The sequence below is a fragment of the Paenibacillus amylolyticus genome, assembly GCF_047302515.1.
Taxonomy (GTDB): Bacteria; Bacillota; Bacilli; order Paenibacillales; family Paenibacillaceae; genus Paenibacillus; species Paenibacillus amylolyticus_G.
Genome location: NZ_CP168019.1, coordinates 1,557,494 through 1,583,603, shown reverse-complemented (window position 1 = coordinate 1,583,603; position 26,110 = coordinate 1,557,494). Strand labels below are relative to the sequence as shown.

General features: G+C 46.3%; 23 protein-coding genes and 1 other annotated feature. Of the genes, 11 read left to right on the top strand and 12 right to left on the bottom strand.

Annotation, left to right across the window (positions count from 1 at the left end; all coding sequences use genetic code 11):
• Positions 1 to 47 precede the first annotated feature (47 nt).
• From ACDJ59_RS07075 to ACDJ59_RS07065, 3 genes are all read left to right on the top strand, one after another.
• Entirely contained in the window at positions 48 to 722 is a 675-nt protein-coding gene (locus ACDJ59_RS07075) for a response regulator transcription factor (RefSeq protein ID WP_036607568.1), read from the top strand.
• Positions 707 to 1,804, top strand: coding sequence for an ATP-binding protein (locus ACDJ59_RS07070; protein WP_413408066.1), 1,098 nt, complete (start codon positions 707 to 709; stop codon positions 1,802 to 1,804). Before ACDJ59_RS07075 ends, ACDJ59_RS07070 begins: the two co-directional genes overlap by 16 nt.
• A 183-nt stretch (positions 1,805 to 1,987) precedes the next feature.
• Positions 1,988 to 3,331: a serine hydrolase domain-containing protein gene (locus tag ACDJ59_RS07065; RefSeq protein WP_413408065.1), complete on the top strand. Its 1,344-nt coding sequence runs from the start codon at positions 1,988 to 1,990 to the stop codon at positions 3,329 to 3,331.
• A 199-nt stretch (positions 3,332 to 3,530) separates the two neighbouring features.
• Here the strand turns inward: ACDJ59_RS07065 and leuD are convergent, their stop codons facing one another.
• From leuD to ACDJ59_RS07040, 5 genes are all read right to left on the bottom strand, one after another.
• A complete protein-coding gene (leuD, locus tag ACDJ59_RS07060) occupies positions 3,531 to 4,133 on the bottom strand; it encodes a 3-isopropylmalate dehydratase small subunit (RefSeq protein WP_036607574.1) in 603 nt (200 codons plus the stop codon).
• A 31-nt stretch (positions 4,134 to 4,164) separates the two neighbouring features.
• Positions 4,165 to 5,586: a 3-isopropylmalate dehydratase large subunit gene (gene leuC, locus ACDJ59_RS07055; protein ID WP_036607575.1), complete on the bottom strand. Its 1,422-nt coding sequence runs from the start codon at positions 5,584 to 5,586 to the stop codon at positions 4,165 to 4,167.
• 370 nt (positions 5,587 to 5,956) lie between these two features.
• On the bottom strand, positions 5,957 to 7,414 hold the full coding sequence (locus tag ACDJ59_RS07050) for a glycoside hydrolase family 1 protein (RefSeq protein ID WP_413408064.1): 1,458 nt from the start codon (positions 7,412 to 7,414) through the stop codon (positions 5,957 to 5,959).
• A gap of 45 nt (positions 7,415 to 7,459) precedes the next feature.
• Positions 7,460 to 8,299: a BglG family transcription antiterminator LicT gene (gene licT / locus ACDJ59_RS07045; protein WP_221820387.1), complete on the bottom strand. Its 840-nt coding sequence runs from the start codon at positions 8,297 to 8,299 to the stop codon at positions 7,460 to 7,462.
• Positions 8,300 to 8,335: 36 nt separating this feature from the next.
• Positions 8,336 to 10,249: a beta-glucoside-specific PTS transporter subunit IIABC gene (locus tag ACDJ59_RS07040; protein WP_413408062.1), complete on the bottom strand. Its 1,914-nt coding sequence runs from the start codon at positions 10,247 to 10,249 to the stop codon at positions 8,336 to 8,338.
• 366 nt (positions 10,250 to 10,615) lie between these two features.
• Between ACDJ59_RS07040 and ACDJ59_RS07035 the strand changes: the two genes are divergently transcribed.
• Positions 10,616 to 11,536 carry a LysR family transcriptional regulator gene (locus ACDJ59_RS07035; protein ID WP_036607891.1) on the top strand — a complete coding sequence of 307 codons (921 nt, stop codon included), beginning with the start codon at positions 10,616 to 10,618 and terminating at the stop codon, positions 11,534 to 11,536.
• 249 nt (positions 11,537 to 11,785) lie between these two features.
• On the opposite strand, the gene ACDJ59_RS07030 is transcribed toward ACDJ59_RS07035, so the two are convergent.
• The 4 genes from ACDJ59_RS07030 to ACDJ59_RS07015 form a co-directional block, all read right to left on the bottom strand.
• Positions 11,786 to 11,971: a hypothetical protein gene (locus ACDJ59_RS07030; RefSeq protein WP_017687767.1), complete on the bottom strand. Its 186-nt coding sequence runs from the start codon at positions 11,969 to 11,971 to the stop codon at positions 11,786 to 11,788.
• A gap of 91 nt (positions 11,972 to 12,062) precedes the next feature.
• Positions 12,063 to 12,884, bottom strand: coding sequence for a carbon-nitrogen family hydrolase (locus ACDJ59_RS07025; protein ID WP_076250027.1), 822 nt, complete (start codon positions 12,882 to 12,884; stop codon positions 12,063 to 12,065).
• A gap of 73 nt (positions 12,885 to 12,957) precedes the next feature.
• Positions 12,958 to 14,580: an ABC transporter substrate-binding protein gene (locus ACDJ59_RS07020; protein WP_413408061.1), complete on the bottom strand. Its 1,623-nt coding sequence runs from the start codon at positions 14,578 to 14,580 to the stop codon at positions 12,958 to 12,960.
• A gap of 202 nt (positions 14,581 to 14,782) precedes the next feature.
• On the bottom strand, positions 14,783 to 15,778 hold the full coding sequence (locus ACDJ59_RS07015) for an ABC transporter substrate-binding protein (RefSeq protein WP_413408060.1): 996 nt from the start codon (positions 15,776 to 15,778) through the stop codon (positions 14,783 to 14,785).
• A gap of 259 nt (positions 15,779 to 16,037) precedes the next feature.
• Between ACDJ59_RS07015 and ACDJ59_RS07010 the strand changes: the two genes are divergently transcribed.
• From ACDJ59_RS07010 to ACDJ59_RS06980, 7 genes are all read left to right on the top strand, one after another.
• Positions 16,038 to 17,246 (top strand): pyridoxal phosphate-dependent aminotransferase, encoded by a 1,209-nt coding sequence (locus tag ACDJ59_RS07010; RefSeq protein WP_413408059.1) that lies wholly within the window; start codon positions 16,038 to 16,040, stop codon positions 17,244 to 17,246.
• Between the two features lie 64 nt (positions 17,247 to 17,310).
• Positions 17,311 to 17,525, top strand: a binding site (T-box leader).
• A gap of 82 nt (positions 17,526 to 17,607) precedes the next feature.
• Positions 17,608 to 18,711 (top strand): glutamate 5-kinase, encoded by a 1,104-nt coding sequence (gene proB, locus ACDJ59_RS07005; RefSeq protein WP_413408058.1) that lies wholly within the window; start codon positions 17,608 to 17,610, stop codon positions 18,709 to 18,711.
• A 58-nt stretch (positions 18,712 to 18,769) separates the two neighbouring features.
• Positions 18,770 to 20,017 carry a glutamate-5-semialdehyde dehydrogenase gene (locus tag ACDJ59_RS07000; RefSeq protein ID WP_413408057.1) on the top strand — a complete coding sequence of 416 codons (1,248 nt, stop codon included), beginning with the start codon at positions 18,770 to 18,772 and terminating at the stop codon, positions 20,015 to 20,017.
• Positions 20,018 to 20,053: 36 nt separating this feature from the next.
• Entirely contained in the window at positions 20,054 to 20,914 is an 861-nt protein-coding gene (gene proC / locus ACDJ59_RS06995) for a pyrroline-5-carboxylate reductase (protein WP_413408056.1), read from the top strand.
• Positions 20,911 to 22,134 (top strand): 2,3-diketo-5-methylthiopentyl-1-phosphate enolase, encoded by a 1,224-nt coding sequence (locus ACDJ59_RS06990; RefSeq protein WP_413408055.1) that lies wholly within the window; start codon positions 20,911 to 20,913, stop codon positions 22,132 to 22,134. Before proC ends, ACDJ59_RS06990 begins: the two co-directional genes overlap by 4 nt.
• A complete protein-coding gene (locus ACDJ59_RS06985) occupies positions 22,131 to 22,808 on the top strand; it encodes a 2-hydroxy-3-keto-5-methylthiopentenyl-1-phosphate phosphatase (protein WP_413408054.1) in 678 nt (225 codons plus the stop codon). The genes ACDJ59_RS06990 and ACDJ59_RS06985 overlap by 4 nt, the downstream gene beginning before the upstream one ends.
• A 3-nt stretch (positions 22,809 to 22,811) precedes the next feature.
• Positions 22,812 to 23,465 carry a methylthioribulose 1-phosphate dehydratase gene (locus ACDJ59_RS06980; RefSeq protein ID WP_036607600.1) on the top strand — a complete coding sequence of 218 codons (654 nt, stop codon included), beginning with the start codon at positions 22,812 to 22,814 and terminating at the stop codon, positions 23,463 to 23,465.
• Between the two features lie 163 nt (positions 23,466 to 23,628).
• Here the strand turns inward: ACDJ59_RS06980 and ACDJ59_RS06975 are convergent, their stop codons facing one another.
• Genes ACDJ59_RS06975 through ACDJ59_RS06965 form a run of 3 tightly spaced genes read right to left on the bottom strand, consistent with a single transcriptional unit; the run spans position 23,629 to position 25,901 of the window.
• Complete coding sequence (locus ACDJ59_RS06975) at positions 23,629 to 24,927, bottom strand: multi-tm2 domain protein (RefSeq protein ID WP_413408053.1); 1,299 nt, start codon at positions 24,925 to 24,927, stop codon at positions 23,629 to 23,631.
• Positions 24,928 to 24,955: 28 nt separating this feature from the next.
• Complete coding sequence (locus ACDJ59_RS06970; RefSeq protein WP_413408052.1) at positions 24,956 to 25,408, bottom strand: hypothetical protein; 453 nt, start codon at positions 25,406 to 25,408, stop codon at positions 24,956 to 24,958.
• Positions 25,401 to 25,901 (bottom strand): RNA polymerase sigma factor, encoded by a 501-nt coding sequence (locus tag ACDJ59_RS06965; protein ID WP_152416945.1) that lies wholly within the window; start codon positions 25,899 to 25,901, stop codon positions 25,401 to 25,403. Before ACDJ59_RS06965 ends, ACDJ59_RS06970 begins: the two co-directional genes overlap by 8 nt.
• Between the last annotated feature and the right edge of the window lie 209 nt (positions 25,902 to 26,110).

The window sequence follows — 26,110 nt, the reverse complement described above, 5'->3', positions numbered from 1 at the left end:
TTTGCTATGCTGAGTTCAAATACTTGAATACAGGAGACTAAGCCTTGATGCCTAAAATACTGATCGTGGACGATGAAGCAGATCTTCGAAAGCTACTGACTGATTATTTTGAAATTAACGGTTATTCCGTCATGACGGCCAAGGACAGCCGGGAAGCGCTGCGGAAAGTGGAAAAACAACCCGATCTCGTTTTGTTAGATATCAACATGCCTGAACAGAACGGCCTTCAATTATGTGAAAAAATTCGCGACTTCGTCTCTTGCCCCATCTTATTCTTAACGGCCCGAATCGAAGATGCTGATAAAATAGCGGGATTTCGTGCCGGAGGCGATGACTATATCCTGAAACCTTTCAGCATTCGCGAGTTGGGCGCCAGGGTCGAAGCACATATACGCAGGGAACAACGAATCCAAACTAAATCTTCGGTAAGGTTTAACAATGAATTGGTCATTGATTATACGGCCAGGGAGCTCTACTACCTGGATAAGCGAATTTCACTGCCCAAAAAAGAGTTTGATATTGTCGAATTGCTGTCCACGCATCCTGATATGGTGTTTGGAAAGGAACGCATATACGAAAAGATTTGGGGCATGGACGAGCAAGGTGACAGTAACGTGATCGCAGAGCATATCCGGCGAATTCGCTACAAATTAAAGGAATACGGCTGTGATAATCAAATCGAGACCGTTTGGGGAGTAGGGTACAAATGGCCAAGTTCATGACTAGGCTCCTGTTTTTAAAGCGATTGTCCTTACTGCACTCTTTTATGCTGTTGTGTGTGGTCACACTCATTGCTGTGCTGGGCATTATAACCATTGAGTTTGCTTGGGCGGAGAACCTGCGGCTGCGTTTCGGAGATACGAATTGGGTGATGCCCTCCCTCGTCACGGCGGTTCTGCTCACCGTAGCGACTGGTATTGTCACCATGGCCGTTCTATTTTACAGATGGAAGCTAAAACGTCCGCTGGAGCTATTAAAACGAGCATCCGAGAACATTTCGGCCAACGATCTAGACTTCCGCATTTCCTATGACAGCCAGGATGAGATGGGCGAGCTGATCACGCTATTTGAAAACATGCGCTCACAATTGGAAAAAAACCTTAAGACACTTTGGCGTTCGGTTGAAGAGCGCAAGCAGATCAATGCTATTTTTGCCCATGATCTGAGAACACCCCTGTCCGTGTTAAAAGGAAACGCCGAGCTTCTTGCCACCTATCTTCCTGAGAAGAAGTTGTCGGAAGAAAAGGTGCTGGACCTGATCCATACTATGAACCTTCACATCTTGCGTCTGGAGAGTTATGCAGAGGCCATGAACTCCATTCAGAGGCTGGAGGATTTGCCGTTGAACATCCAATCGATGGATACGATCTCATTGACGGCTTTGCTGGATAGCAGCGCTGAACAAATCGCGAAACAGTTCGGTATTCGTTTCATCTCATCCGTGGAATATGATAATGCCTCAGTACATGTAGATCCCTATCTCGTCATGCAGATTTTCGAGAATCTAGTGGCTAATGGGGCGAGATACGCAGCCAGTCAAGTGAACGTCCATTATGACGTTCAGGGAGGCATTATGAAGATTACCGTCTCAGAGGACGGTCCTGGTTTCTCTGAGGAAGCCCTGAGCAAGGCCATACTCCCTTTTTACCGAGGCGAAGTTTGGGATGCAAGCGAACATCGCGGACTGGGCCTTTACGTTTGCAAGGTGTTTTGCGAAAAACATGAAGGTAGTCTTCGGATTGCAAACGGTCCTAACGGAGGTGGAAGCGTCACGGCAAGTATTGGGACCCAAGTTGATAAATAGTTGAAAATGATCTGATAACATCTCCTTATCTTAAATTCAAGGAGTGTTATCATGCTAAAACTGAAAAAAAGAATGTATATCACAACAATTAGCTGCTTGTTGTTATGTATCGCGTGGGCGCCCCCCTTATCCGCCACTGAAGCCAGAGACAGGACAGAAGTTCTGCAGGAGATCGATGAATATATGAATCGGAGCATGAAGGCCAATCACATTAAGGCTGCTTCACTGGCGATTGCCAATAACGATGAGGTCTTTTACGCAAAAGGCTACGGGACATTTGCGGATGGCCAGAAGGTTACGGGCAACACCCCTTTTCCCATTGCTTCACTTAGCAAGTCCTTTACTGCATTGGCTGTTCTGCAGCTAGTGGACAAGAGTCGGATCGACTTGGATGCTACTTACGCTTCCTATTTTCCAGAGCTTTCTCCACAGGACCCCCACGTTCTTGATATCACGGTCCGTCATTTACTGAATCAGACAAGTGGTCTCAATGACAAGATTAATCCCGATATGACAAAGACTCCGCAATTCCAATCACTGGCTGAAGCGAACCAATTATTAAACACGGTTCAACTTGCCCATATCCCCGGAACAGCCTACAGCTATCATAATCCCAATTACGTGCTGCTGGCGAACCTCGTGGAAAGTGTTAGCGGAGAGCGCTTTTCGGATTATCTGAAAGAACATATTTTTGAACCGCTAGGAATGAATCATACCTTCAGTGTCAGCACGACGCAGCAATTCTATAAGAATAATACTATCCCGCTAGGACATTACCTGAGTTTGGGACGCGCTATAAGTCAATCCGAACCGCTTTGGTTCATTGAGGGCCCCGCCAGCATCGTTTCAACCGCAGAGGACATGTCCCTATGGATGCTTTCCCAATATCACGGCCGCCTCGTTTCCCCTGTGCTGATGAAACAATATCATGCCTCAGGAGATATCAGTCCGTACGGCATGGGCTGGCTTGCAGACCAAGATGCATCTAACGGTCAAACGATCTCCCACAGCGGCATTTTCTGGACTTACAAGTCCGAAGAACGGGTTTATTTGAACGAGCAAATGGGCATTGCCGTAATGTTTAATTCTGGTATAAACGCTTATGTGAATTACTCGGCATTTCTTGATGGGATAGCGGATATTATGAGGGGGCAGAAACCCCAAACCTCTTTTGTAAACGGTCGGAATATGGAAATGATCATGATTGCGCTGATCGTCGCTACGCTTTCATGGGGCATCTACGGCTATTCTCGCATACTTCGGAACTACCACCGCCTAACGATCAGCAAATTGATTCTGATCACGGTCGGAAGACTGATCCCAGTTCTAATTCTCTTATCTCTGTCCCACCTGGTTACGTTTATCGGCGGAGGACGTGTGCTACCTTGGTTTGGCATCTGGACTACCCTATCAACTCCAATCCTATGGCTTATGGTATGGTCACTTGTGAATTTCGTGCATTTGGCTTGTTATATCTACGTCTATTTTCAGAATACAAAAAACGACCCATTGGAGCTACCACAGTAATCGATTTTTAGGTTCCTCTATTTAGTCGGCTGTTATAGTATCTGTTGAAGTATTCGGTCAAGAAAAATCAGGAGTTCTATGTATAGCTGACTTATTAAGCTAATTTAGCTTCTGAAATTACAAAAAGCTTCTGTCTCACCGATGGGAACAAGGTCCCTTTGGCGTGGCAGAAGCTTTCTGTTATGCAATACTTTAACGATTAACCGAACAGTTTTGCCGCGTGGCGTTGTTCGTAAGCAGCGATCTCATCATCATGTTGAAGAGTCAGACCGATATCATCCAATCCTTGCAACAGGAATTGACGACGGTGCTCATCCAGATCAAAATCGATATGCAGTCCGTATGCATCAGTAATCGTTTTGTTTTCCAGATTTACATTCATCTCATAGCCTTCATGTGTCGCTGTACGTTGGAACAAGTCTTCAACTTGCTCTTCTGACAGCTTGATTGGCAAAATTCCGTTCTTAAAGCAGTTATTATAGAAGATGTCTGCATAAGATGGAGCGATGACACAACGGAATCCATAGTCCAAAATCGCCCATGGCGCATGCTCACGGGAAGATCCACAGCCAAAGTTGGCACGTGAGATCAGGATGGATGCCCCTTCATAACGAGGTTTGTTCATTTCGAAGGAAGCATTATTGTTGCCCTCTTCATCAAAACGCCATTCATAGAACAAAAATTGTCCAAATCCGGTACGTTCAATCCGTTTCAGGAACTGTTTTGGAATGATTGCGTCTGTATCTACATTGACCCGGTCTACCGGTGCAACGATGCCTTGTAATGTTTTGAATTCTTCCATATTAAACGTTCTCCCTTCTGTCTGTTATAGATTAGATCGCTGCTTCTGTTTTGAAATTCCAGTCCCGTACGTCCACAAAGTGACCCTTAACCGCTGCTGCTGCTGCCATTGCCGGAGATACCAGATGCGTACGTCCTCCGCGTCCTTGGCGTCCTTCAAAGTTACGGTTGGACGTCGAAGCACAACGTTGACCTGGCTTCAATACATCCGGGTTCATCGCCAGACACATACTGCATCCCGCATCACGCCATTCAAATCCGGCTTCCGTAAAGATTTTATCCAAACCTTCTTGTTCAGCCTGAATTTTAACACGTCCTGAGCCTGGTACAACAATTGCTGTAACCTGACTGGATACCGTGTGACCTTTAGCCACTTGTGCTGCTGCACGCAGATCTTCGATCCGACCATTGGTGCAAGAACCGATAAATACATAATCAATTGGAATCTCGGCGATTGGTGTTCCCGGTTCAAGTCCCATATATTCAAGCGCTTTTTCAGCCGCTTTGCGTTCGTTTTCTGTAGGCAATTCAGCCGGAACAGGAACTTTCGAAGAAATGTCGGTTCCCATGCCAGGGCTTGTTCCCCAAGTTACTTGCGGAATCAATGTCTCTACATCGATTTCAACCACATGGTCGAATTCGGCACCTTCATCGGTTACAAGTTGTTTCCAACCCTCTACAGCTTCATCAAACTTCGCATCGGCTGGTACGTATTCACGTCCACGCAGATATTCAAATGTTGTTTCATCCGGCGCGATCAATCCTGCTCTTGCTCCACCTTCGATGGACATGTTGCAGACCGTCATACGCTCTTCCATGCTCAACTCACGGATGGATTCGCCTGTGTACTCAATAACATAACCTGTTGCAAAGTCTGTACCGTATTTGGCGATAACTGCGAGGATCATGTCTTTTGCGGTTACACCCGGGTTACGTTTGCCGACAAAACGAACTTCCATCGTTTTGGCTTTTGCTTGTTGCAAACATTGAGTTGCCATAACGTGCTCAACTTCACTTGTTCCGATTCCGAATGCCAGTGCGCCAAACGCACCATGTGTGGACGTATGACTGTCACCACATACAATCGTTTTACCCGGGTGAGTCAGACCCAGTTCAGGTCCCATAACGTGTACAACGCCTTGATCAATCGTGTCCAGATCATACAATTTCACGCCGAAATCACGGCAGTTTTGCGAAAGTGTATCAATTTGTTGTTTGGAGATAGGATCTGTAATGTTGAAACGGTCTTTCGTTGGAACGTTGTGGTCCATTGTTGCAAATGTCAGTTCAGGGCGACGAACTTTACGTCCGCTGAGACGAAGACCTTCAAATGCCTGTGGAGAAGTTACTTCGTGCACCAGATGCAGATCGATATACAGAATGCTTGGTTTGCCTTCTTCTTGATGAATTACGTGATTTTCCCAAATTTTCTCAAACATCGTTTTTTTACTCATCATTTTCACCTCATTATAAGTTCGGTCCTTGGAAGAGCCTCTGTTTTCTTTAAAAAGTGAAGCTCTTGAATGACATAAATATATCACCCTGTCCTTCATTGTTCCAAGATATAATATCTATAGATGTAATAGGTTTAACCTATAATGAGAGAAAGACAAATAAACCACTGCTCATCGCAGAGGTTTCAATTGATAACAATTATCATTATCAGATATGTCTTATACTACGTTTCCGTTGCTTCGCTGTCAATGCTTTTATCTAGAACATCAAAAAACAGCCCTGAACCCAGAGCTGCTTTCCTAGTTTCTGTTATGAAATGAAAATTATCATATCAACGCCTTCTATGAGAGTGCATGTCCGACTACTGTATTACAAACCGTTATTCGCGATCACATCTTTGTACCAATAGAAACTCTTCTTGCGTTTTCTCTCCAGTGTTCCATTGCCGTCATTATCCTGATCTACATAAATAAAGCCATATCGTTTCTCCATCTCTGAAGAAGAATAACTAATCAGATCAATTACTCCCCAACTGGTATAGCCGAGCAGTTCAACACCGTCCAGAATCGCCTCATGCATCTGTTCAATGTGAGAGCGGAAATAATCAATACGATAATCATCCTGAATGCTACCATCCGCTTCAATCGTGTCTACCGCTCCAATTCCATTTTCAACGATAAACAAAGGCACCTCGTAACGACTATACAGTTCATTCAGTGAGATACGCAGACCTACCGGGTCAATCTGCCAGCCCCAATCATTCGTTTGCAGATACGGGTTCTTCACCCCTCCAGTTGTATTGCCACTCACCTGCTCCAATCGGTCGCCATCCACACTTGATACGAGGGACATATAATAACTGAATGAGATAAAGTCCACAGTGTGTACTTTCAGGATCTCTTCATCCCCCTCAAGCATATCCAGGTTAATCCCTTTTTCGGCAAAAAATCTCTTCGTAAAGTACGGATACGCTCCACGCACCTGTACGTCCGTAAACATAAGATTGAATTGATTATCCCGGGAAGCAACGAGTACGTCTTCGGGATTACATGTATGAGCGTACGTTGTCAGTTTGGTAAGCATACATCCGATCTGGGAACCGGGAATGATCTCATGACAGTACTTCACTGCGAGCGCACTCGCTACGAATTGATGGTGTAACCCCTGATATACGGCCTGCTCCACATTTTCGAAACGTTCCGGAACAATACCACCACTAGTAAACGGATGACGAACAATGCTGTCAATTTCATTAAATGTAATCCAATACTTCACTTTATCCTTATAGAGGGTGAACACGGTTTTGCAAAAGTGAACAAAATAATCGACGACTTTTCGATCCGTCCATCCACCGTGGTGATTCACCAGATACATCGGCATCTCATAATGCGACAACGTAATCAAAGGTTCAATTCCTTGTTTCAGCATGCCATCAATAACGCGGTCATAGAACTGCAAACCGGCTTCATTCGGCTCTGTTTCGTTGCCATTCGGGAAAATTCGGGTCCAAGCAATAGATAGACGCAACGTTTTGAGACCCATCTCCCCAAACAAGGCCAGGTCCTCCTCATAACGGTGGTAGAAATCAATGCCTCTGCGTTTCGGATATTCTCTATCCGAGGTAGACTCCATCGCAGTCTTGATCTGTTCTTCATTAATGGCATTATGCTTCTTATACTCACTCTTGGCTACACCTTTTCGATAGATAGCAATGTCGGCTGTAGACAGACCTTTGCCGTCCACATTCCAGGCTCCTTCCGCTTGATTGGCAGCTATTGCCCCTCCCCATAGAAAATCTTCTGGAAACGTTCTTGTTGTATTTTTCATTGTGTATTCCTCCCTGGGTTTACTCTTTGACTCTTGAATTCTTGCTTAATTGCGACTCATGACCCGATTGATATGAATAATCAAATACATCATCTCTTCATTGGAGATCGTATGTTCAAACCGAGCTTCAATATAATCCTTGATTAGCAGTACGCAGGCTTCTTCCTGCGGATATTTATTCGCGATCTGCTCAAAGAGCTCATGATCCTGCGTATTTAACGTTTTATGCTCAAAAAGCCGTTGAATGAAAAACTGCAAATGGGTCAAAAAGCGTGAATAGTTGATGCTGTGTGTATCCAGCTCCACTTGATAGTGAATTTTGATAATATTGAGTACATCCTTGACGGTATTGGTCATCATCATGACCTGATTCATATTGTCATCATTCTGCTGCGCATTAACGAGATGAAAGGCAATATTCGCCGCTTCCTCTTCAGGCAGGGAGAGTCCAAGCTGTTTTTGAATGAGAGACAGACCATGCAACCCGATGCTGAACTCCTGCGGATAGAACTTTTTCACTTCCCACAACATTCGGTTCTGGATCGTCATATTGTCCTTGAATCGCTTCATGGCCATATACAGGTGATCTGTTAATGCGACATAGAGATGATCACTCAGATGGCGGGACAATGTATGTTTCGCGTGAGAGATGATTTCATCAGCCAGAATCAGATATTCTTTTGGTGTTTCCTTCATCAGGGCGGTGAGATCTGAAGAAATCGTTTCATTTTCAAGGACATAGATCTTCTCGATCTCATCCTCCCCCACGACATCTCCCGGTTTGCTCCTGTAGCCGATGCCCTTTCCCATCACAATAATTTCCTTGTCATCCTCACCACGTCTGGCAAGAACAATGCTCGAATTCAGTATTTTTATGACTTCCATATCAGGCTGCCTGCCTTTCATTCATATTTCAGCGAGTTATAACACCGTAATTAATGGTTTCCCCGGTCCTGTTGTCGCCGCAGTTTCATTGCCCAGTATCTCCAGATAATCCGATGAATTGGTCACAATTACAGGGGTCGTAGTGTCATAACCTGCAGCTTGTATAGCTTCAAGATCAAATTCGATCAGGAGCTGACCATGAGAGATCTGTTCTCCTTCATTCACTTTTACATCAAAATGCTGGCCTTTCAGTTTCACCGTATCCAATCCGACATGAATCAGAAGTTCTACCCCCTCTACCGATCTCAAACCGATGGAATGTTTGGTGCGGAACACCGTCTCAACGGTACCATCAAACGGGGCAAACACCTTGCCAACACTTGGCTGAATGGCCATACCTTGTCCCATGGCTTCTTGCGAGAAGGCCTCGTCCTTCACCTCTCTTAATGGCAGAACTTTACCTTCCAATGGAGCAAACACCACTTTTTTGGACTTCATGCCGGAAGCCGAAGTTTGCGGCTGAGAATCCATACGGACTGGAGAAACGGGCTCAGCAGATGGCTTGCCCGCTTTACCAGACTCCGCACTTGCTACTGTATCTTGAAACCCGATAAGGAACACGCCTACAAAGGCAATAACGGAAGAAATCGCAACGGTAATCAGGGCATATAAAATATTGTTGGGATCATCACTGACAAAGATCGGCAATGTGGCAAGACCAGGGCCAACTGCTGTATACGCCTTCAGATTGACGATTCCCGCGAACATGCCCGCCGCTCCTGCGCCAATGAGGCATGCCAAAAATGTCTTTTTCAAACGGAGATGCACCCCGTAGATTGCTGGTTCAGTAATCCCGAACATACCGGAAATTCCGGCAGAAAGAGCGATCTGTTTCATTTTTGGGTCTTTCGATTTGAAAGCTACGGCGAGTGCCCCTCCTCCTTGTGCCATATTGGCAGCAAGCATGGAAACGAGGAACAGCGTCTCGTAACCTGGTGAAGCAATTGCTCCAAAGATCACAGGATAAAACACTTTGTGCATCCCAAACATCACGATAAATGGCATCAACATCGACATAATAACGACGGTTACCCAGCCCACTTTATCCTGTATCCAGAAGACAGCCTCCGACATTCCTGTTCCGATATATGTGCCTAATGGACCAAGTGCAATCAATGAAATGGGGGCAACTATCAAGATCACGATGAGCGGCTTCAAAAATATTTTCACAGGACCGGGTGATACTTTATCAGCGAAGCGTTCAATATAAGACATGAACCAAACGGTCAAAATAATCGGGATAACGGAAGTGGCATAAGCGACATTTGGTACGTTCATGCCAAGGAAATATACCGGTTCCTCTCCACCCAGAAGACCAATCATGTTTGGATGAAGCAAAACGCCTCCCAGTAATACGGCTATATATGGATTGGCCTTGAACTTGTTTGCACTGGAGAAGGCAAGTAGCATGGGCAGGAAATAAAAGCCTGCATCCGCGATTGCGTTCAAAAATACGTAGGCCTGATCTTCTTTTGCCATAATGCCAAAAACGGTAGCCAGCAACAACAGAGCTTTGAGCATTCCAGAGGCTGCAATGGCCGGAATAATCGGTTGGAAGATGCCTGCGACGATATTGGCAAAGGCATTAAACAGACCCTTGGGACTGTAATCCCGTGGGGACTTAACCTCATCACTGGCCGTTTCCATGTTTATTAATGGAGCCAGTTCGTTATATACATAACTTACATCATTACCAATGATGACCTGATATTGCCCGCCACTATCTACGGCTCCTATAACTCCATCCAACCGTTTGATCTCTTCTGTATTGGCAAGCTTTGAATTTTTAAGTGTAAAACGTAACCTTGTTGAACAATGAATTACTTGATTGATGTTATTATTTCCACCTACATGCTCCAAAATTTCCTGAGCCAGCTTTTTGGAATTCATAACGACACCTCCGCCATTTCTTCTTGATGGGAACAAAAAAAGACCTAAAAAGGGTAGGAAAAGAGAAACTCTTCCCACCCAATCTAGGTCTTGCCTGCCGAACAGTAACACGCCATCGTTGGATGAATGTTATTCAATTATATAAACGAAAAAGAATATGAACAATTGAAATGGTACTGTTAACACTTGAAACTGCTACACATGAAAACGTTGATTTTGTTTTACCCGGGTAAGTGGTTCTTATTAAGCGTTTTCAAAATCAGTATATCAACTCTTCTGATGGAGTGCAAGCGGTTAAGCGAAATTAATGATTTCTTCATCTGTAATGATATAATGGTGGCATAACGAAAGGAATGACCGATGACGATGGAATTCAGACAACTTCAATATACGCTGCAAATTGCGGCCGAACGCAATTTCTCCCGGGCAGCAGAGAAGCTGCATATTGCCCAACCTTCACTAAGCCAGCAATTATCCAAATTGGAAAAAGAATTGGGAGTCCTGCTATTTCAGCGTAATACTAGTACCGTGGAGTTAACCCATGCGGGTGTTACGTTTGTCGAGCAAGCCCAAAAGATCGTAGATGCCGTGGAGCTATTGCGTCAGGAAATGTCCGACATTTCCCAACTTCGCAAAGGTAAAGTCGTTGTAGGCAGCATGCCGATCACGGGATCACACCTGCTCCCACATGTGCTTCCTGCGTTTCAACAAGCTTATCCCGAGATTGAGGTTACCTTATTGGAAGACTCCGGGCTTACGCTTGAGAAATTGACAGCAAGCGGCAAAGCAGATCTCAGTCTGTTATCTCTTCCTTTACAAGAGCCAAGTCTCGCCTACGTTGCCATTGGAGAGGAAAAGATTGATCTGGCAGTTCCCCCGAATCACCCTTTGGCACGCAGGGCAGATCCGGAACATCCGCTTCCTGTGCGAATTGAAGAACTTCGGGATGAACCCTTTGTTGTATTGAAAAAAGGACAGGGCTTCCGCAAACTTACATTTGATCTCTGTGAGCAGGCTGGTTTTGATCCCCAAGTTGTGTTTGAGAGCACCAATATTGAAACCGTTCAGTCGCTGGTCGCCACAGGTATGGGTATTACCCTGGTTCCACGCTTTATCGCCCGTGCTCCGCGCAGTGAGTTCGTGCCTGTGTATGTGCCACTTGCTGAGCCTACTCCCAGCAGAACACTTGTTGTGGCTTATCGTCAAGGCAGAGTGCTGTCGAAGGCAGCCGAAGCATTCATCCATACGTTTCAACAAACCGTGGCCGAACTGTCAAAGGGAGACTAAAAAATTTCTCCTGTGGGTATGGAGACATTACATTAGATACATTTCATACTGAAACAAAACAAAGGCTTGACCCTTATGGGCCAAGCCTTTGTCATATACTCGTTTCCCGCATCCGCAGAATAGAGTTCTTACATTGCAATCACAGTAACTGGTTACAGTACAATGTTGCTTGTTAAGTTGTTTAGCTACAATGCTAATTTATAATGTTAACGTAGAAACGTACATAAGAAAACTTCATGTCTGGCGGTTTTATTTACGCAAATTACGATCGCTTGTCAGCCTGTTTTGCTGATTCATTACACGGCCTTCGTCCTGAACAGTTGAATCAGGGGGTGATAGCCCTCCTGCTCCATTCTCTAAGAATGCCCTTAAGTGATCTTCCCTTGTGTTATCCTGTTCCAGTCTCCTGAGCGTATCTTTCACATGGTTGTCCATTGATTGATCATCCTCCTTGGTGACGGGATAGTTATCATTACCCGTATCCTGGAAGAATAAACACGTTTTCTGAAGAATTTCATTTCAGTTTTTATTTTCCGCCAAAATAAACGCCAGGTCGACGGTCTTCAAACACGGGAATCCGTCCGCGAACCTCATCTACCAGAGATGGACGAATAATTCCGGTCACGATCTCTTCCCCTTCGCCACCTTCAGCCACAATCTCACCCCAAGGATCAATGATGAGGGAATGTCCGAAAAATTCGGTCTCTCCCCCTTTACCTACACGGTTACATGCGATCACATACATCTGATTCTCAATCGCTCGTGCTGTAAGCAACGTACGCCAGTGGTGCAGACGAGGTTTCGGCCATTCGGCGGGTACAATCAATGCTTTGGCCCCGTTGAGAGCAAGGGTGCGAGCAAGTTCCGGAAACCGGATGTCATAACAGATCGAAGCACCCGCTGTAAGACCGTTCTGCAATTCAAAAATTTCAGGTTCCGCACCTGGCTGTAAATATTTCTCCTCGTCCATTAGACGGAACAAATGTAATTTATCGTATCGTGTTACCTGTTTTCCTTCACGATCATAAGCGTACATTGTATTGTATATTTGACCATCCCGTTTCTCAGCAATTGAACCGCCAACGATGGAAATTTGATGTTTTTGAGCAAAAGCAGACAGCCATTCCCGAGATTTCTGGCCTTCCGGGTCAGCGAGTTCATGAATTTGCGTCAAAGCGTATCCGGTATTCCACATCTCAGGTAACACAGCCAGCCCCAGATCCGGATATTGTTCTACCGCACGCTCAAGCAACGTCTGCATATGTTTATGATTGGCCTCAGGGTCTCCGAGTTGAATATCGCCCTGAATCAGGGCTACACGCATTTCTCCCTGTTGTTTTTCTGTCATGACAAGCACTCCTCTGAACCGTAATACCTGCTATCATAGCTTGATCCTCTTGAGGACTGCAAGCCTGTTTTTATTATGAACTTGCACACAACAACTCAGGGAGCAAGGCCAACAATCGATCACTCGTGAGTGCATCACCCACATTCCAAGTTGACTCCTCCACAGGGTATACCCGTCCATTCTGCACAGCCGGAAGGGCCTGCCAACTGGGACTTTTCATCAGCATTTCTGTAGCCTGTCTTGCCACAACTTCCTCAGGCAGCATAACAAACACATGATCTCCCGCGTACTGACGTACCGCTTCAGCCGAAATTTCCTTATAGGCTCTGCCTGATGCAAGTGCTTCCTTCACTTTGATAACTGGCCTGAATCCCATTGGATGATATAACATAGGCGCCAGACCGATATTGCCCATAACAAATAATCGTGCACCCCGATGGTATGTAAATACGGATGCCGTTTCCCCCTCTTCAATTACAGTATGGATCTTCGCCCACATCTGCTCAGTACGCTCCGCATAGGAGGTTAGCCATTGTTCAGCCTGCGGTTGTCTGCCAAACCAGCTGCCCAATCTGTGCATTCGTTCTTCCAACGTGGCATGTGAATTGTAAGCAAGCGTCGGTGCAATCCGGTAAAGTTGTTCATACTGTTGTTTATTGCTGCTATCAAAAATAATCAAATCCGGCTTCATGATAACAGCGGCTTCCACATTAACCGGAGCGACCGCGTCATATGTCTGATCTCCCAACAACTGAATGCCCAGCACCAGCAGATCCCCAGCAGAATCTCCGTAATACATAATTCGCTCCGGATTTACTGGAATATTCACATCATGACCCAACCAATCTTGTACTAACGTCTGCTGCTGAATCGATCTGTCATATTGACGAGGAGATAATCCGGTCATTTGGCGAAAACGCCTGCTGAAATAATACTCATCTTTAAACCCAACGCGGCTCGCTATATCCCGAAGTGGTTCATCTGATTTGCGAAGCCAGTCCTTGGCATGTTTGATGCGAACATGATTCACATAATCGAGCGGCTTGTGACCCGTGAGTTGTCTGAAAAGGGTCGTATATTGTACAGGTCTGATCTCCGCAAGACGTGCCAGTTTCTGTACAGTGATTTCTTCAGCATAATGGTCGTCCACATACTGAATCGTACTGTGTAGTCTTGCTTCCATACTCTGTTCCGTCTTTGGAGAAGTGTACCGGGTAATGATCAACTCCATCCATTTTTGGAACTGTGCATTCAAATGACTGTATTCGGCATCTGTTTTATAATTCCGAATGACATACATTTGCTCCAGCAGCCCACTTAACGGAGCATAGGGATAACCATTTAATTGGTTTCTGTGCTCAAATACAGCGCGGGTAAAGAGTTCGGGATCACCCGTCAACACATGAATAACATCAAAAGCCATTACGATATATTTCAATTCCGAGTTATTACGATGTTCAATCTGGTACCCCTCTCCCGGAGAAAGCGGATAAACACATCCCGTAGTAAACGGAAACTGTTCATGTCCAATATATAAACGCCCATCCCCTTCTTCACAGATCAGGAAGGTATGTTTCTCGCAAGCAACTTCCAGCATCACCTGTTCAGGTGGTTCAATTCGACGTACCAGATGATCCAGCCGAAACATGAATGCTGAAAAGAACAACGCTCCCCCATCGGCATCCAAAGCCTGCATGTCGGTTCACCTCGTTTTTCTAAAATGAGAATAATTATCAATCATTCTGTATGGTCTGATTATAAGCGAGCGATAGTCAATAATCCAGATATGAGTTTAATCAGCAAAAAAGAGCGTTCAACGAAATGTTGAAGGCCCCTTTTACTTTTTTTATAACTGCATTACTCAAAGGTGTTACTGCCGCCTCACTAGCTCGTCACCATTATTGAATCATCTGTTTTGGCAGCTCCTGTAACAGCCACTCCCTGGAAAGGGCATCACTAGAAGCTTTTACGATATTAAAACGATATACTTTTCCTTCTTTCACCGCAGGCAGGTTCTTCCAGATTGTACTATCCAGCAATTCCTTGGTGGATTGCTTCGCATCGTCGGTCACAGGATCCAGAATAAATATCCGATCACCGGCAAATTCAGATAATTTTTCAGTCGAAATCTCTACAAATCCCATGTCTTCATCCAATACTTTCTGGATTTCCGCGGTTGGCTTCAGCCCGTCTTCTCCGTATAACAACTGTGGCAATCCTGCACCCGCCATGACAAACAGACGATTCCCGGGATACATGGTGAATACCGAAGCGGTCTCCCCTTCTTTCAATCCGTTCTCATGAAGTTGCGTCCACATCTCTTCCGTCGCTTTTTGATGAGCCGTAATCCAATCCTCCGCTTCTTGCTTTTTATTCAACAAATCGCCAAGGATACGCATGCGATCTTCTATTAAACCAAACGAATCAAATGTAACTGTGGGTGCAACCTTCGCGATCTGATCATATTGAGCTTCATCACTGTTAGAGAAAATGATCAGATCGGGATTCAAGTCTAACGCCTTTTCCACACTGATCGGAAATCCTACATCTTCTGACTGAGCAACCTGATCATCAAATACGGTTCCCTCTTGACGAAGTATGCCGACAGGAACAACACCAAGCGCGAGCAGATCCCCTGTAACTTCTCCATGATAGATCACTCGCTTCGGATTTACAGGAATCTCAACTTCATGGCCAGTCCAGTCTTTGAATATCCGTGTCTCGCCCTCATTCGTCTCTTCCGTTGCAGTTTGGGTCTCTGTGGTTTCTGTGGCTGCTTTGGAATCATCTGCGCCAGCAGCAGGTGTTGCAGCCTGATTTCCACAAGCCAATAGCAGGATGGATAACCATGTGATCGTTAATAATACTCCCGTATTTCGTATGCCCTTTTTCATTTCTATTTCTCCCCCTATATCATGTGCGTTGTGCTAGAAATTAATGATATTGATTATCATTATCGGATATTATCATAAAACATGGCTTCTCTCAGCTCAATGGACAAAACTAAATGAGTACTTTCAATTTTGTACAATACTCCGCTCTTTGCTCCTATGTACTGTATATTCAAGTGCATTTCCCTCTATACAGCTCGGGATTGACGTGATAAATTAATGAGAACTATTTGCCATTATTGATACCGGAGTGATGAATATAATGACCCAATCAGACCATACATCTGCTCGTTCAGCTTTTAAGATACCGACTTCTGATGTGATGACACAGCTGCCAACGCAATTTTTTGCTACCCTTGTTCAAAATGTAAATCGTGAAATCGCAAGTGGACATGACGTGATCAATCTGGGTCAGGGGAACCCGGATACACCTACACCACCTCATATTGTGAAAACACTGCAAGAGTCGGCTGAGAATCCCCTTTACCACAAATACTCCCCTTTTAGAGGGCACTCTTTCCTGAAGGAAGCTGTCGCCAAACGATATAAGGAAGATTACAATGTTGATCTGGACCCCGAGACTGAAGTAGCCATTCTGTTCGGAGGCAAAACCGGATTGGTTCAGTTACCTCAGATCCTGCTTAACCCCGGCGACACCGTTCTCGTTCCAGATCCTGGCTACCCGGATTACTGGTCTGGTGTTGCACTCGCCAAAGCAAACATGTCATTTATGCCTTTGCTCGAGTCCAATGCATTCCTGCCGGATTACGAAGCTGTTACAGCCGAAGATCGGGAGAAGGCCAAGCTGATGTTCCTGAACTATCCCAACAACCCAACGTCAGCAACGGCACCCCTTTCGTTCTACGAAGATACGGTTGAATTTGCCATTCAAAATCAAATCGTCATTGCCAGCGACTTTGCTTACGGTGCAATTGGATTTGACGGACATCGTCCCGTAAGTTTCCTGCAAGCCCCTGGTGCCAAAGAAGTGGGCATTGAGTTCTATACGTTATCCAAAACGTACAATATGGCTGGATGGCGTGTTGGATTCGCACTTGGTAATGCAGAGATTGTCTCTAAAATCAATCTGCTTCAAGATCATATCTATGTCAGTCTCTTCGGTGGAATTCAGGCTGCGGCAACGGAAGCACTTACTGCCTCTCAGGAATGTGTTACTTCGCTCGTTTCACGTTACGAATCCCGTCGCAATACGTTTTATGACGCTCTTTCCTCGATTGGCTGGCAAGCTTCGAAACCAGCGGGTTCATTCTTCAGCTGGTTACCTGTACCTGCCGGTTATACCTCCGCTTCATTTGCAGACTTGTTACTGCGAGAAGCCAAGGTGGCCGTAGCCCCAGGTATTGGTTTTGGTTCGCATGGCGAAGGCTATGTGCGCGCGGGACTGTTAAGTGATGAAAACCGATTACGCGAAGCTGTCGAGCGGATTGGCAAGCTGAATTTATTCAAGTAATTTACAGGACCATAACACCTTTGCATATGCCAAGTTTCCATGGTATGTTATAAGAAATATTGAACGAAACGTGATGACGGGACCAGTAAGAGAATATCAGTCGCGCCCAGAGAGTAAATTCCACCCTGCTGAAAGAATTTACCGCGGCTCTTCTCTGAAACCTACCCCTGAGCGGCCTGTTACGTGCAGGACAGTGCCTTCTGTTACAGGGCATGAAGCCGGATGATCTAATCATCAATAAAGGTGGTACCGCGGAAGTAACGAACTTTCGTCCTTTTTAACTAAAGGGCGGAAGTTTTTTTTGTACCCGCTAAAGCCTGCTCCAGAAGCACTTATTAATCATGTTTAAGGAAGTGAAACCATGACTTCACGTATTGTAGTTAAGATTGGAAGCAGCTCGCTTACAACGGAAGAAGGCGGTCTGGATCGCAGTTCGATCACTTTTTTTGCCGGAGAAATTGCAGCATTGGCTGATCAGGGTCATGAAGTACTTCTGGTCACCTCAGGAGCGGTAGCGGCCGGATTCCGGGAGATCGGTTACCCTCAGCGCCCCAAACTGCTACATGAGAAACAAGCCGCAGCGGCCGTTGGGCAGGCATTACTGATGCAGGCATATCAACAGGCTTTTGCAGCGCACCGCGTTACTACAGCGCAAATTTTGTTAACTCGTACAGACTTTCACAGTCGTAAACGCATGGGTAACGCAGGTATGACCGTAGAAGAGCTGCTTAAACAGCGAGTGATTCCGATTTTTAATGAGAATGATACGGTATCGGTGGACGAATTGAAGTTTGGTGATAACGATCTGTTGTCCGCATTGGTTGCAAACCTGGTGAAGGCACAGCATCTGATCATTCTTACCGATACCAACGGCCTGTACACCGCAGATCCGCGTAAAGATCCTTCTGCCATGCGTTACGACCGTATCCCCGAAATCACGGCGGAGATCTATGCTTTTGCCGGTGGTTCAGGATCAACGGTTGGTACAGGCGGAATGCGATCCAAAGTTGATGCAGCCAAGGTTGCTACACGTGGAGGCGTACCTGTATTCGTGGGAAGTGTGAAAGAACCCGGAGATATGCAGAAGGCGGTTGAGGGCACGGGCAAAGGAACTTACTTTGAGACACGACTTGCTTCGCTATCCCGTAAAAAGCAGTGGCTGGGCTTCATGTCTACTCCGCTGGGTACCGTCGTTGTGGATGATGGTGCTGAAGAAGCCCTTGTCCATGGGGGCCATAGTCTTCTACCTGTAGGGGTCAAGCGGGTACTGGGAACGTTTCATGCAGGAGACGTTGTAGAGGTCATTGGCATGGACGAAACCTTGCTCGGTCGCGGTATTGTCAATTATGATGATGACCAGCTTCGACTCATTGCCGGACTTCCCAGTGGCGAAGTGATGAAACAACTCGCTAGCATCCACAGACTTGAAGTTATTCATAGAGACGAATGGATTACGTTAAAATAAACATGAAGCAATATAGTGGTTGGAATACTCAACTTTATATATATGAGGAGGAATTAAGATGAGTGAGGTCAGAGAAAAAGCCATCAAAGCTCAAGCCACGGTTCCACAGCTGAACCGATTGAATACAGAACAGAAAAATACGGCCCTGCGTGTTATGGCAGATGCTTTGATTAAGGAGACGGATTCCATCATTACGGCAAACGCCGAAGATCTGGCACGAGGCAGAGAACAAGGTACGCCGGATTCCATGCTGGATCGACTCGCCCTTAATAAGGAGCGGATCGCAGGCATTGCTGAGGGGTTACGTCAGATTGCAGATCTGCCTGATCCAGTCGGTGAAGTGTTAGAGACATTCACCCGTCCAAACGGATTGCATGTTGAAAAATTAAGAGTGCCGATTGGCCTGATTGGCATCATCTACGAAGCTCGTCCTAATGTAACTGTAGACGCAGCCGGATTATGTCTCAAAACAGGTAATGCAGTGCTTCTGCGCGGCGGCTCCTCTGCCCTGTCCTCCAATCGAAAAATTGTGGAGGTGCTGCATCAGGCACTCACAACGACAGACATGCCTGCTGATGCTTTGCAACTGGTTGAAGATGCAGATCGTGCTTCCGTAGATGAGATGCTCAAGTTGAACGGACTGCTGGACGTCATCATTCCACGCGGAGGAGCTTCCCTCATTCGTAATGTAGTTGCCAACGCAACGGTACCTGTCATCGAAACTGGGGCGGGCATCTGCCATACCTATGTGGATGAATCAGCCGATCCAGTTATGGCAGCCGAAATTGCCATCAATGCCAAGGCACAACGTCCATCCGTATGTAACTCCATGGAAACGTTGCTGCTGCATGCCGCATACGCGGAAGAGCATCTGCCTGCTCTTGCCGAGCAATTCCGTGAGGCCAATGTGGTCTTGAAAGGTTGCGACACGGTGCGCCGTCTTGTTCCTTCTGCCCTTGAGGCAACCGAGGAAGACTATGCGACCGAGTACAACGACTATATTTTAAATATCCGGGTGGTCGAGAACCTGGAAGAAGCGATGCAGCACATCGCACATTACGGAACCAAACATTCCGAGTGTATCGTAACCCGGGATACAGCCCATGCAGAGCGCTTCATGCATGATGTGGATGCAGCAGCCGTCTATCACAATGCGTCCACACGTTTCACCGACGGGTTTGAATTTGGCTATGGAGCCGAAATCGGAATCAGTACTCAGAAACTGCATGCACGTGGACCGATGGGACTACCAGCACTGACATCAACCAAATATCGGATTACAGGCAATGGACAGATTCGTCAATAATATCCCAGCACCAGTTATATAGGAGGAACGATAAATATGAGTCAAGAGCAACAGACGTTACTACAACAGAAGATTACTTTCCACGGAGCAGGCGCGATGGCTGAAGCCATCGTGCGCGGACTGATCTCCCGCCTAGTCGTTCGTCCTCAGGATATTACGATGCTGAACCGCAGCAACCAGAAACGTCAGGAGGAGCTCAGCACCCGTTATGCTGTACATACCGGAACTGCCTCGCATTCCTTGGATCATCTTGCCTCCACTCCGGTCATTGTACTCTGTATGAAACCCAAAGATGCTGCCGCAGCGCTGCGCGAACTGGGTCCGCTGTTATCACCGGATCAACTGATCGTGTCTGTCATTGCTGGTTTATCGATCCGTACAATGCAGTCCTTGCTCGGTCGTAAACAGCCCATCGCAAGAACCATGCCGAATACATCCAGTACCATTGGACTCGGTGCAACCGGGCTTGCCTTCTCTGCGGAAATTACGGATGAACAGCGTAGTACGGTGATGACCATGTTTGAAGCGGTTGGTATCGTGACCATCGTGCCTGAAGATAAACTCGAAGTACTCACAGGGATTTCCGGAAGCGGCCCTGCTTATGTATACTATTTAATGGAGGCCATGATTGCCGCAGGTATTCGTGGTGGTTTATCCAGCCAGCAATCTCGTGATCTCACTGTTCAGACGGTGCTGGGCGCGTCACGTATGGTACAACAAACCGGTTTGGAACCGATGAAGCTTCGTAGTGATGTGACATCCCCAGGAGGGGCAACGCAAGCAGCACTGAAGACGCTGGACGAAGGAGATTTCTTTGAAAATGTAATCGCAGCCGTCAACCGCTGTGCAGAGCGCTCACGGGAGATGGGAGCTGCTTTGGAAGGGGATTTAAAATGAATAACATGTGCACAGCCACATATCGTCTGCATGATGACCATGCAGACTTTCGCAAGAAGGCTCAGTCCATCGCGATTGGCATGACCGTGGGTAGCTGGACTGAGTTGCCGCAAGCCCAGCGTGAAGCGATGCAGAAACATCTGGGTGAAGTAATCAGCATAGAAGTAAATGAAGCGGAAGGAATAGCTGCGGGTGAGCGTTACGCCGATATTACCATCGGATATCCTGATGTTAACTTCAGCCGTGATATCCCTGCCCTGCTCGTGACGGTCTTTGGCAAAATCTCAATGGATGGCCGGATCAAATTAACAAAGCTTGGTTTCTCGGATGGCTTCCTCAGTGCATTCCCGGGTCCAAAGTTTGGACTGAATGGTGTTCGTGATCTGCTTGGTGTGCATGATCGTCCACTGTTAATGAGTATCTTTAAGTCAGTTATCGGACTGGATGCAGATGAACTGCGTGAACAATTTATTCGTCAGGCTCTTGGTGGCGTTGATCTGATCAAGGACGATGAGATTCTGTTTGAGAATAAATTGACACCTATCGAAAAAAGAGTCGAGGTCTGCATGAAAGCTGCCGAACAGGCACGTCAGGAGACCGGCAAGAAACTTCTGTATGCAACCAATCTTACAGGACCTACATCTCGTCTGAAAGAGCAAGCTGAACGCGCTATTGGTGCAGGAGCCAACGCCCTGCTATTCAACGTATTGTCTTACGGATATGATGTGCTGCATGAACTCAGCAGTAATCCTGACATCAATGTGCCAATTATGGCTCACCCTGCTCTTGCAGGTGCACTGTATCCTTCACCACATTACGGCATGTCCGCTTCGGTTGTACTAGGCCAGTTGATGCGTCTTGCGGGTGCCGATCTGGTGCTCTTCCCTTCTCCTTATGGTTCGGTTACGATGCCGAAGGAAGAAAATATGGCGATCACGGAGCAATTACTGACAGCTGATCTGCCAGTACGAACCAGTATGCCAGTGCCTTCAGCCGGTATCCATCCAGGCCTTGTACCGCTCATTTTGCGCGACTTTGGTACAGATGTTATCGTTAATGCTGGTGGCGGTATTCATGGACATCCTATGGGCACTGAGGCAGGCGGACGTGCATTCCTGCAAGCCATTGAGGCAGCTCAGCGTTCCATTCCACTCGCGCAATATGCAACCGAGCATCCGGAGCTGAAAAGTGCATTGGACCTGTGGGGTGGCGAACGATGAGAAGTGATAAAAAAACAGTCATTTTCTGTGACTTTGACGGTACGATTACTCTCTCGGACAATATTGTCGCAATCATGAAACATTTCAAGCCTGAGGGCATTGAAGCGATTATGAAAGATACGATTGAGCAAAAAATCTCGCTGCGTGAAGGAGTTGGAGCCATGTTTGCTCTGTTGCCTGCATCACGGAAAGATGAAATTGTGGAATTTGTGCTTGGACAAGCGGGGATCCGTGAAGGATTCAGCGAGTTCCTTGACTACGTTCGCAGCGAAGGGATCGAATTCAATGTGACCAGCGGTGGTATGGACTTCTTTATCGAACCGTTACTCGCACCATTTCATATCCCGCAGGATCATGTCTATTGCAACGGAGCTGACTTCTCGGGTGAAACCATTCAGATTGAATGGCCGAATCCCTGCCAGCCTCCTTGTGAGAACGGCTGCGGCATGTGTAAAACAACCGTGATTCGTACCTTCCCGGAAGATCAATATAATCGAATTCTTATTGGAGACAGTCTGACAGATTTTGAGGGTGCAAAGATCGCTGATCTCGTCTACTCCCGCTCCATTTTGACGGATAAGTGTATTGAACTTGGTGTGGACCATGTGCCATTCGCTACCTTTTACGATATCATCGAAGATATGAAACAGAAGCAAACACAAGGAGTGCTGTAAACGATGGGCTTTGAAAAGATTACATTGGAACACAAACGTCAGGTCCTTGAAGAACTGGCTGATATTAAAGCGTTGTTCGCCAGTCGTAACTGGTTCCCTGGAACAAGCGGCAATCTGTCGATGCGTGTAGGAGACTTTGACCCGGAGCAATTTTATTTTGCGGTTACCGCCTCAGGCAAAGACAAATCTCTTCGCACACCGGAAGACTTCCTTTTTGTAGACAAGCATGGCAAAGCAATTGAAACAACAACGTTGAAACCAAGTGCTGAAACGTTGATTCACTGCGAAATCTATCGCTTGACGGGTTGTGGTGCTGTATTCCACGTGCATACCGTGTTTAACAACCTAATCAGTGAATTCTTTGGAGCAGATGGACACGTACCGATTCAAGGAATCGAATTGATCAAAGCTTTCAACATTTGGGAAGAAAATGCGGAGATTCGTGTACCCGTCCTGCCTAACTTTGCAGATATTCCATCTATCGCTGAATTGGTGCCAGGTGTACTTGATGCCAACGTACCAGGGATCTTGCTACGTAACCACGGTATATATGCGTGGGGCAAGGATGCTTTTGAAGCGAAACGTCATCTGGAAGCGTTCGAGTTCCTGTTCGAAGTGATGTACCGTCAACTTCTGCTGAAGGGTGCCACGAAATAGCAATCATTTATTCGAAATCAAAGCTGCACAACCAAAAACACGCCAGAGGCTGATATACATAGTCCTTGGCGTGTTTTTATGTTGTAGGATAACAGCGATTAGAAGGTTGCTCTGTCATCGTAGTGTCAGTGTAAATAATCTTTAATTCAACTTGGATCGTAAATTACAGTCGATCATCCCGATCCTTGAATAAAAAGAGACTGTCTGCTCCCTCATCATTTTGATGAGCAGCACTTTGGATACCCGTCCCCCGTTGCTTGCCAAACAGCAGTTTCAAACCGCCAAAAATGAGCAGCAAGGATACGATGACGGTGTTTAAATAGGAACGTATCTCATACGTCATAAATGCATTAGGGAAGAGCTCATTCAGCTGTGGAATGACAAGACGGATCGTCAGGTAATATAGACCCAGCGCGGCAATCCCGAATCCAATCAGACGCTGATGGCGGGCCCAGTCCTTGAAGATTGGTTGATCAACCAATGGTTCGCGTCCATAACGACTGGAGCACTGGAGCCCGTCAAAGAAGCTGTAGAACCAGATCAACGGAATCATGAACAGAAACACCGATAAGTGAAGCAGGTCCAGAACATAGATGCTGCCCAGGAACAGGAACATCAATTGCATGCCTCTTTTCTGCAATCCCAGATAGAGATGACCTGCACCTGGAAAAGCGGATAGCAGCGTTGCAAGCACTTTGCTACGTCGTCCGGCTACTCTGCCCATCTCCAATTCTTCGAATAATGTCCGATCCTGCAATATCTCACCAGCCTGCTTACGGTGGACATGCTGCACCGCATCAAACATGCAGTATACCCATATTACAGGCAGTATGAGTAGGAACATCAAAAATACCGATTCATTGGTGATCGAAGCTACAAAAACCATCATGGCAAATGAACCAAAGAACGCCATCAAGAACGACAAACCGCGATGCAACAATCCCAGATGAAGGTGGCCCAATCCCGGAACAAATGAGAGCAAAATGGTGAAGAACCGTTCACCCTCACTGCCTTTTCGGTACATGGGTTGACCATAGGGCCCCTCGGGCACACCATACACTCCACCATGATCCTGATGTGGCTCCTCCTGATCCATCTGTCCGAGAGGCTCTTCCTGGCCAGCATATGCTTTCTGGTAAGCGGCGCCTTGATGGAGACCACCGTAATGTGTCCCATAACCTTGGTACTGAACTTCGTGCAATGAAGGGGCACGGAGTAGAACGATAATCATATCCAGCATGCTGATACACCAGAAGAATATGGCTCCCAGGAACCCGACAATCATCAATTCCTTTTGATCAGTCAACAACGCCAACATGATGAAGCCAATGCCTGTTCCAAAAAAGAGTAATGGATAGACCACAGCTCTGGTAGGCCGTCCCCAATACATAAAACCAAGACCGGGTATCAAGTTTAATAGAAATGCGAGTAATTTGTTACGATCTGAGTGCACAGTCGTCATCCTTTCTTTTCAGGCAATGCGAAACTATTTATGGTTTAGGCTTGAGGTTATCCAGCCATGAAGTGGCTGCCTCCGTCCATTTCTCGGTAAAAGACCCTCTGTGGTCGCCATCCTGGAACTTGTGATATGGTGCTACCTTGTCAAAAAGTCCAGACGAGAGGAAGATCAATGTCAAACAGGCTGCTACCGCATAATGAAACACTTTATGTTCAAGCCAGCGTCGGTTTCGTCCAGCGCGGGGTTTTCGTTGTGATTTGGTTGGTTGAATACCCTCAATCCGATGCATGACTGAATCCGCAAACCCTGTCGGGTCAGGCAACGGAGGCAGTTCTCCATGGATACCAAGCGCTTCCAGATAGATGTCCATCGCATCCGGGTCTTCCAGCAGAAGCTGTTCCATTTGGTTCGCTTGAGTTTCACTCATATGGCCTTCAATATAATCAGTCCATTGGCCAGCGGTATACTTCTCCTGTTTACTCACGCCATTCATCCTCCTTCCAATGTTTTCGAATCCACTGCCGGGCACGATACAAGCGGGATTCCACAGTCTTCACAGCCACCTGTGCATCACTGGCAATCTGCTCATAATTTTTTTCGCTTAGATAATACGCAGTGATAATGTCACGATGCTGAGCAGGCAACTGATTAATTCGTTCGCGAAGTTTATCCTGACGTTCTTCACGAACGAGACGGGTAAGAACGTCTTCATCCCGTCCGGGCATATTGATTATTTTTTCTTCTCCACCCAGATCCTCAGCAGTTCGTCTGCCCAGCTTGCGTTTGGCATCAATCGCTTTGTGAAAGGCAATTCGGGTTAACCACGTTTTGAAACCTTCAGAACGGTAGTCGGGGAGAGACTTATACATCTGTATGAACGCCTCCTGAGCTGCATCCTGTGCTTCCTGATCGTTCCTGAGTACGGAATAGGCCACATGGTATACATGCTGGCTATACTTATCAATCAGAGTACGCATCTGGGATGTATCTCCTTGACGGATTTGTTCGATTACGCGCGCTTCATCAATAACTCTCCCCTCCTCTCCAATACAATAGACGACAGCTTGTGCGTTAACCCCTGCGTGATCTATCAAATTTTTGTAAAACAAAATGAATTCATTGCCTGAAAGGTTGATGTTGCTGATCACTCATCCAATCTTTAATCCAAAAAAAACAGGCACAGAAT

Coding starts and splice junctions, on each gene's coding strand:
- ACDJ59_RS07075 (WP_036607568.1), top strand. CDS start 48: ATGCCTAAAATACTGATCGTGGACGATGAAGCAGATCTTCGAAAGCTA.
- ACDJ59_RS07070 (WP_413408066.1), top strand. CDS start 707: ATGGCCAAGTTCATGACTAGGCTCCTGTTTTTAAAGCGATTGTCCTTA.
- ACDJ59_RS07065 (WP_413408065.1), top strand. CDS start 1,988: ATGAATCGGAGCATGAAGGCCAATCACATTAAGGCTGCTTCACTGGCG.
- leuD (WP_036607574.1), bottom strand. CDS start 4,133: ATGGAAGAATTCAAAACATTACAAGGCATCGTTGCACCGGTAGACCGG.
- leuC (WP_036607575.1), bottom strand. CDS start 5,586: ATGAGTAAAAAAACGATGTTTGAGAAAATTTGGGAAAATCACGTAATT.
- ACDJ59_RS07050 (WP_413408064.1), bottom strand. CDS start 7,414: ATGAAAAATACAACAAGAACGTTTCCAGAAGATTTTCTATGGGGAGGG.
- licT (WP_221820387.1), bottom strand. CDS start 8,299: ATGGAAGTCATAAAAATACTGAATTCGAGCATTGTTCTTGCCAGACGT.
- ACDJ59_RS07040 (WP_413408062.1), bottom strand. CDS start 10,249: ATGAATTCCAAAAAGCTGGCTCAGGAAATTTTGGAGCATGTAGGTGGA.
- ACDJ59_RS07035 (WP_036607891.1), top strand. CDS start 10,616: ATGGAATTCAGACAACTTCAATATACGCTGCAAATTGCGGCCGAACGC.
- ACDJ59_RS07030 (WP_017687767.1), bottom strand. CDS start 11,971: ATGGACAACCATGTGAAAGATACGCTCAGGAGACTGGAACAGGATAAC.
- ACDJ59_RS07025 (WP_076250027.1), bottom strand. CDS start 12,884: ATGACAGAAAAACAACAGGGAGAAATGCGTGTAGCCCTGATTCAGGGC.
- ACDJ59_RS07020 (WP_413408061.1), bottom strand. CDS start 14,580: ATGCAGGCTTTGGATGCCGATGGGGGAGCGTTGTTCTTTTCAGCATTC.
- ACDJ59_RS07015 (WP_413408060.1), bottom strand. CDS start 15,778: ATGAAAAAGGGCATACGAAATACGGGAGTATTATTAACGATCACATGG.
- ACDJ59_RS07010 (WP_413408059.1), top strand. CDS start 16,038: ATGACCCAATCAGACCATACATCTGCTCGTTCAGCTTTTAAGATACCG.
- proB (WP_413408058.1), top strand. CDS start 17,608: ATGACTTCACGTATTGTAGTTAAGATTGGAAGCAGCTCGCTTACAACG.
- ACDJ59_RS07000 (WP_413408057.1), top strand. CDS start 18,770: ATGAGTGAGGTCAGAGAAAAAGCCATCAAAGCTCAAGCCACGGTTCCA.
- proC (WP_413408056.1), top strand. CDS start 20,054: ATGAGTCAAGAGCAACAGACGTTACTACAACAGAAGATTACTTTCCAC.
- ACDJ59_RS06990 (WP_413408055.1), top strand. CDS start 20,911: ATGAATAACATGTGCACAGCCACATATCGTCTGCATGATGACCATGCA.
- ACDJ59_RS06985 (WP_413408054.1), top strand. CDS start 22,131: ATGAGAAGTGATAAAAAAACAGTCATTTTCTGTGACTTTGACGGTACG.
- ACDJ59_RS06980 (WP_036607600.1), top strand. CDS start 22,812: ATGGGCTTTGAAAAGATTACATTGGAACACAAACGTCAGGTCCTTGAA.
- ACDJ59_RS06975 (WP_413408053.1), bottom strand. CDS start 24,927: ATGACGACTGTGCACTCAGATCGTAACAAATTACTCGCATTTCTATTA.
- ACDJ59_RS06965 (WP_152416945.1), bottom strand. CDS start 25,901: ATGCGTACTCTGATTGATAAGTATAGCCAGCATGTATACCATGTGGCC.